Genomic DNA, 6,781 nt, shown 5'->3' on the forward strand with positions numbered 1-6,781 from the left:
ACTATTATGATGATACTTAATAAAATAGAAAAATTTTTATTTGAAGCTCCATTTTGGAAATTTATTTCACTTTTATTTATAATAATGCTTTTTAAGACAGGTATTTTTTATCAACCAAATCTTTTTGATATTTATTTAGAGGCTGCTAAAAACCCTTATAAAAATATTTTTATAGATAGACCAGATCATCAATTTGCTTACACTTCTTATTTTGGTGGTTGGCTTGCTTTCATTCTTGGCGCAACTAATAAAACTTCTTTTTTTTTATTACATTTGTTTTTATCAATATTATCCAGTTTTTTATTTATAAAAATAGTATTAAAGAATTTTTCTAATGAAGTAGCAAGAATATCTCTGATTCTTTTTTTTATTTTTCCTGTTTCTTCTACTATTTATTACCTCGTAGGCTACGATTCATTTACAATTTTTTTTATGACACTTGCGCTATATTTAAAACGTTACACTTTCTTGACACTTTTAATTGGTATTTTGTTAGGACTACAACATTTTGAACTTTCTTTTTTTGGAAGTGGTGCGCTGTTACTTGGAATTTTAATTTCTATTATCACCAAAGAAAGAAAAATAAGTAACATTCTATTTCCCTTGAGCTTATTCATAGGGGCCATCCTTGGAAGAATATTTTTATATTATATTTTTGAATTCAATAATATGAATATTGTAAATGACAGAGCCACATGGTACATTGAATCACTTCCCCACCTTCTTCATACTTTTTTTTTTCGATTTTATAATATAATTTGGTTTTCAATAGGCCTAGGCTGGTTTGTTATATTTAAATTTTATAATACGCTTAATAAAAAAATTTCATTTGTTTTGCCATTTATATGTATGATTTTAATGTTAATAATAATTCCTGATACCACTAGAACTTTTTCTGTGATGTCTTTTTTATTAATTTCTTATTTTATTTTTTTAAATGAAAATTTTTTAAAAGTTTTATCTAGAGTTGAAATTACAAATATATTTATCTTATGGGCAATAATACCCTATGGATGGGTATGGCAAGGAATTCCTAGACCATCACACCTTTCTTATAGCATTGGGTATATCTTAAAAAACTTCGTGGACTGGTTTGATAAGACCAATATAGATTCAAGTTTTGTATGGCCTTTCTTTCATGCATTTTAAAAATTTGATATATAATTTAAATTATATAAACTTAAATAAATAATATTTAAATTTAAATAATGCTCTTAATAGATAATTTTATTAAAGATAAGAAGTTACTCTCAACTTTTAAGTCTGATGAAACATGGATGAATTTTCCTTCATTAAACTGGTGGGATGGCTGGTGGAAAACAAGTCCACGAAATATTATGGAATTAGTAATTCAATTAGCATGGGAAAAATATGCTCACTTTGAAAATGAAGTTGCTGGGTTTGAATATTGGTGTAATGTTGGAGGTCCAAATAGTTCTTTAGGATGGCACGTTGATAAAGATATAAAATACTATGTAGAAAATAAAAAACACATAATGCCTTCAGCAGGACACATATATTATGTAGAGTCTAAAGATGTTGAGGGTGGTTATTTAGAAATTTCAAATTTACCCAATAGTGTTAAACCAAATATTGAAAAAATTGAAAAAATTCAACCCATAGAGAATAGATTAATAATGTTTAACCCTTCGTACCCTCATAGAGTTACAAAAATTATTTCTGGTAAAAGGAGAGCCTTTTTGGCAAATGTTTGGGTAAAAAAGCCTTATACATTTGAAAAAGCAGAAAACGTTAGTAATACAAATGAATACAATGAAGTCTTTTGGCCTAATAAATTTAAATATTACGAATAAAATCAATTTAATTTAATCATTTAAGTTGATTACTTAAAATATTCAAATCAAGTAAATGTATTAACATAAAAAAAGTTGAGCAGTAAATAAATAAATAAATTTTACTTATTACTCTTGTTCAATTATAAATACTTATGAAATTCACAAATGCCCTCGTTGTGAAATTGGTAGACACAAAGGACTTAAAAGCCGAGGGATAGAAGTTAAGGTCAGTCCATAGTAGTCCAAGGTAGTTTAAACATCCTATAAAATCAGATAACTTTAATTTAGATTAAAATTAGTATTGGAAAATATGGTTTATAATTTTGTGTAGACTTGAGCAAGACTGGAGCATGGAGAGATAATATTATATGGTTTTATTAATGAAAAAACTTTTAGGGATCGTGGTTCTGGTTTTATGACACTTGAGATTATTATAATTTTATTAACTATCATCCTTGCAGTTTATTTTTTATTTAGACCTACCTCTAAAAAAGAAAAAGAGCGGTTTGAAGATAAAGATAACTGGAGAGGTGGGTTTTAAATGAAAAAACCTTTAGGGATCATAGTTCTGGGTTTATTTATTAATATTAATGAGCACAGATAATAATTCAAAAGGAATTGTTTTAATCCTTATCGCTATGAGCTTGTTTTCAATGCAAGATGCATTGATTAAGTTTATCTTCGAGCAATCTTCTCTTTATGAAATATTCTTTGGAAGATATTTAGTTGCTGCAATTGTTTTATTTATCTACTTAAGTTTTAAGGGACAAAAAGTATCTTTAAAAACTCATTATCCATTATTAACTTTTATAAGAGTATTGTTGCACTTTATTGCATTCTCAACTTTCTTTATCTCTATTACATATATGCAACTAGCAACTGCTAATGCTTTATTCTTTTCTTGTCCTTTTTTCGTATCTATCTTTGCTAAATTTTTTTTAAAAGAATTTATTGGTATTAGAAGATGGTTCGCTATTGGCTTTGGTTTCTTTGGTGTATTAATTGTCTTAAATCCTAATTTTGAAAGTTTTGATTATAGAAATCTGTTACCAGTGTTAAGTGCTTTATTTTATGCAGCATCAATGACTATTACTAAATACACATCTGATAAGGATGATGTAAACACTCAGTTATACTATTTTTATTTAATTGCTCTTGTTTTATGTGGCATCATTTATGTCTTTATGGGGAATGGTCAATTCAACAACACTGATTTTGATCCAACTACACAGTTTATATTTAGAGAGTGGTTTACAAACTTTGATTATACTTGGAAATTTATATTATTCTTTGGAGTTGCTGCATCTATTGGGTTCTTATGTATCTTTTCAGCTTATATCATTGCATCTCCATCCGTTGTCTCATTGTTTGAGTATTCATTGATTATTATGTCGATGATACCAGGTTATTTTCTATTTAATGAAATTCCATCTCTTAGAACTTTGTTAGGGGTAATTTGTATTATCTCAGCTGGGGTTTATATTTATTTTAGAGAAGCGGTTAGAAAGCAGTACGTTGCATCAAAAATTCCAACTAGAAGATAATTTTTTAAATAATAACATTGGTTTTACCTCAAACTGTAAAAATATTAATTCTATCAATTAATATCCACGCTCCAGGCTTATTGAATTGCTATAGGATAATATGGGACAACTGGAGCAAGACTGTAGAATGGAGAGATAAATTAAAAAAATTTTACTTATTCCTCTTGTTCAATTATAAATATTAGCATAAATACTCATGAAATTCATTAATGCCCTCGTGGTGAAATTGGTAGACACAAAGGACTTAAAATCCTTGCCATTTATGGAGTGCCAGTTCGAGTCTGGCCGAGGGCACCACTAAATGAGTAAGCTTCAAATTATTTCAGATAAAAATAAAAAGTCTTTAAAGATTAAAATATTATTGATCAAAAGAATTGAAGCCGTTCAGTTTAAACAAAATAATCTTGTAATAGTTATAGGTGGTGATGGTTTTATGCTAGAAACTTTAAAAAAAAATAAAAATTCAAAAAAAAAATTTTATGGGATCAACTCAGGAAACTATGGTTTTTTGATGAATAAATTTTCATCAAAAAATATTATTAAAAATCTAGCAAAAGCAAAAATGATTTCTATTTCACCATTAGAAATGACTGTAAAAAACAAAAATAATCAGACTAAAAAATCTATAGCCATTAATGAGATATCTATTTTAAGACAAAGTAGACAAGCAGCCTCATTATCTATTAAACATGGTTCAAAACAAATTATAAAAAAACTTGTTTCTGACGGTGTACTAGTTTCAACACCTGCAGGCAGTACTGCTTATAATTTATCTGTTCATGGTCCTATATTAAGCTTAAATTCAAATAAACTTTCAATTGCTCCAATTAGCCCATTTAGACCCAGAAGATGGAAAGGAAAAATAGTTAATGATAAATCAAAAATTACAATTATAAATTTAAATCCAACAAAAAGACCTATTAGTGCTGTTGCGGATAATTTTGAAGTTAGAAATGCTAAATCAATTTTAGTTAAAACAAATAATAAAATTAAATTCAATCTTCTTTATGATAAAAATAGAAGTTTACAAAAAAAAATTAAGATTGAACAATTAAGAAAAGAAATAATTTAATGAAAAGAATACCAATATTCAAACTTAATTTTGAAAAAAAATTTCAAGATAAGTATAAAAACTTATCAAATAAAGTTTTTAATTCAAAGGCTATTAGTGAAGGTTATTATGTTAAAAAATTTGAAAAAAATTTTTCTAGTCTTGTCAATTCAAAATATTCAATTGCAGTCACAAATGGTACAGCTGCTTTAGAAATTGCATTTAGAACTATTAATATATTAAATAAAGAAGTAATTGTGCCAACCAATACTTTCTTTGCTACTATTATAGCCATTATCAATGCTGGTGGAAAACCGGTATTTTGTGATAACAAACCAGATTCACCAGAAATGGATATTGAAGAAATAAAAAATAAGATTACTAAAAAAACTAAAGCGATATGTATTGTTCATGTTGGTGGCATTATTTCAAATGATTGCTCGAATATTGTCAAAATTTGTAAAAAAAAAAAATTATTTTTAATTGAGGATGCAGCACATGCACACGGTTCTTTTTTAAATAAAGATTTATATGCAGGCACAATAGGTGATATTGGTTGCTTTAGTTTCTATCCAACAAAAGTTATGACTACAGGTGAAGGGGGCATGATAACCACAAATAATAAAAAATTTTATGTAAAAATGAATTCATCTAAAAATTTTGGTAGAGGTAAAAATCCAAATTTTATAAACTTTTTAGGTTCAAATAATAAGATTTCAGAATTTACAGCAATATTTGGATTATTAGAATTAGAACGAATTAAGAAAAGAATAAATAAAAGAAAAAAACTCGTGATGAGGTATTTGGAAAAACTTAAAGACAATGATAATTATGATGTAATTATTCAAAATAAAGGAAGGTGTTCTTATTACAAATGTATAATTAAAACTAAACTTAATTCTAAAATAATAGAAAAATTTTGTAAAAAAAATGGAATAAACTTAACTGGAAAGGTTTGGGACACACCAATTCATAAACAAAACGTTTTTCAAAAATATGTTACTAGAAATAATCTTAAAAATTCTGAAAAATTTAGCAAATATCATATTTGCCCACCTAATTACCCTGAATTAACGTATGATGAAATTGATTATGTTTGTACAATATTAAATAAAATTTAATTTTGATTTATGAAAGTAGCACTATTAACTAAAAAAAAAAATTTTGAAATTGTAGATGAAAAAATTAATAACAAATTAAAAGAAGATGAAGTTTTAGTTAAAATTACAGGAACAGGAATTTGTGGTTCTGATCTACATTTCTTTAGAAATGGTGCTTTAGGAACTATGCAACCTCAATTTCCTTTAAGTCTAGGACATGAAACCGGTGGTATAATTATTGATAGAAACAAATCTAAATTTAAAAATTATGCTAATGTTGTTATTGACCCACTAGATATATCTTCATGTAAAAAGATTGAAAAAGAATTATGTGGTTGTGGTTTAAAATATAATTTATGCAATCACCAAACTTACTTGGGATCACACCCTACAAAAGGATCCTTTAGAGAGTTTATGGTTTTAAAAAAATCTCAGTTAACATTATTAGATAAAAATATTGATCCAAAAATTTCATCAATGATAGAACCGGCAGGCATAGCTCAATATTGCATAGATAGATCGATGATAAATAATCGTGAAGAAAATAATATTCTCATACTAGGTTGTGGAGCTATTAGTATGTTAATTTCATCATTACTTTACTCAATGGGTGTAAAAAATATTACTATTTTAGATCAAAAAAAAGATAGATTAGTTTATGCAAAGAAACATTTTAAAGCTAAAAATTTAATAAATTTATTTTTAAAAAAAAATATAAATCCAAAAACAAATAATTTTAATTATGTTTTTGATTTAATCACTAATGACATGTCATTTGACTATGGAATAAAAGCTATAAGAAAAAGTGGAAAATACATTGTAGTAGGTATACCTGAAAGAGATGATTTTATTAAAATAAACCCACATAAATTAAGAATAAAAGAAATTGATATTTTAAATGTGAGAAGATCTAATGTAAAATTTAATAGAATGCAGAATATAATTTTAAAAAATTCAATTCCAATACATAAATTGGTTACACATTATTTTAAAATAGAGGAAATTCAAAAAGGATTTAATTTAGCTTCAGACTATAAAGATAAGATAATTAGAGGTGTAGTTTACTAAATAAATATTATTTCTTAACATTATTTGAAATCTTGACACACACGACCTAATAATTGAAAGTATAAAGTTTGAATTAATCTAATGAAACAAGACATAAAACAGAAGCTAACAGAAGGTATTGAAGCACATTACGCTAATAAACTTGACCAAGCAGAAATAAGTTACAAAAAAGTAATAGAGCTAATGCCCAATCTTGTTGAAGCTCATTATAATTTAGCTAAT

General features: G+C 26.2%; 6 protein-coding genes and 1 tRNA gene. All 7 read left to right on the forward strand.

What is annotated here, in order from left to right:
• Positions 1–6: 6 nt before the first annotated feature.
• The 7 genes from VP91_RS05050 to VP91_RS05080 all read left to right on the forward strand — a co-directional run bounded on the left by VP91_RS05050 (position 7) and on the right by VP91_RS05080 (position 6,559).
• Complete coding sequence (locus VP91_RS05050; protein ID WP_169036369.1) at positions 7–1,149, forward strand: hypothetical protein; 1,143 nt, start codon at positions 7–9, stop codon at positions 1,147–1,149.
• 59 nt (positions 1,150–1,208) lie between these two features.
• On the forward strand, positions 1,209–1,814 hold the full coding sequence (locus VP91_RS05055; RefSeq protein ID WP_169036370.1) for a 2OG-Fe(II) oxygenase: 606 nt from the start codon (positions 1,209–1,211) through the stop codon (positions 1,812–1,814).
• Between the two features lie 572 nt (positions 1,815–2,386).
• Positions 2,387–3,340 (forward strand): DMT family transporter, encoded by a 954-nt coding sequence (locus tag VP91_RS05060; RefSeq protein WP_169036371.1) that lies wholly within the window; start codon positions 2,387–2,389, stop codon positions 3,338–3,340.
• Between the two features lie 211 nt (positions 3,341–3,551).
• Positions 3,552–3,637 (forward strand) — tRNA-Leu (locus VP91_RS05065).
• Positions 3,638–3,641: 4 nt separating this feature from the next.
• Positions 3,642–4,412 (forward strand): NAD kinase, encoded by a 771-nt coding sequence (locus VP91_RS05070; protein WP_169036372.1) that lies wholly within the window; start codon positions 3,642–3,644, stop codon positions 4,410–4,412.
• Positions 4,412–5,512, forward strand: a complete 1,101-nt coding sequence (locus VP91_RS05075; protein ID WP_169036373.1) for a DegT/DnrJ/EryC1/StrS family aminotransferase — start codon at positions 4,412–4,414, stop codon at positions 5,510–5,512. Before VP91_RS05070 ends, VP91_RS05075 begins: the two co-directional genes overlap by 1 nt.
• Positions 5,513–5,521: 9 nt before the next feature.
• Positions 5,522–6,559, forward strand: a complete 1,038-nt coding sequence (locus VP91_RS05080; protein ID WP_169036374.1) for a zinc-dependent alcohol dehydrogenase — start codon at positions 5,522–5,524, stop codon at positions 6,557–6,559.
• Positions 6,560–6,781 lie beyond the last annotated feature (222 nt).

Origin of the sequence: Candidatus Pelagibacter communis, from assembly GCF_012932795.1 — a bacterium.
Classification (GTDB): domain Bacteria; phylum Pseudomonadota; class Alphaproteobacteria; order Pelagibacterales; family Pelagibacteraceae; genus Pelagibacter; species Pelagibacter ubique_S.

Coding starts and splice junctions, on each gene's coding strand:
- VP91_RS05075 (WP_169036373.1), top strand. CDS start 4,412: ATGAAAAGAATACCAATATTCAAACTTAATTTTGAAAAAAAATTTCAA.
- VP91_RS05080 (WP_169036374.1), top strand. CDS start 5,522: ATGAAAGTAGCACTATTAACTAAAAAAAAAAATTTTGAAATTGTAGAT.
- VP91_RS05060 (WP_169036371.1), top strand. CDS start 2,387: ATGAGCACAGATAATAATTCAAAAGGAATTGTTTTAATCCTTATCGCT.
- VP91_RS05055 (WP_169036370.1), top strand. CDS start 1,209: ATGCTCTTAATAGATAATTTTATTAAAGATAAGAAGTTACTCTCAACT.
- VP91_RS05070 (WP_169036372.1), top strand. CDS start 3,642: ATGAGTAAGCTTCAAATTATTTCAGATAAAAATAAAAAGTCTTTAAAG.
- VP91_RS05050 (WP_169036369.1), top strand. CDS start 7: ATGATGATACTTAATAAAATAGAAAAATTTTTATTTGAAGCTCCATTT.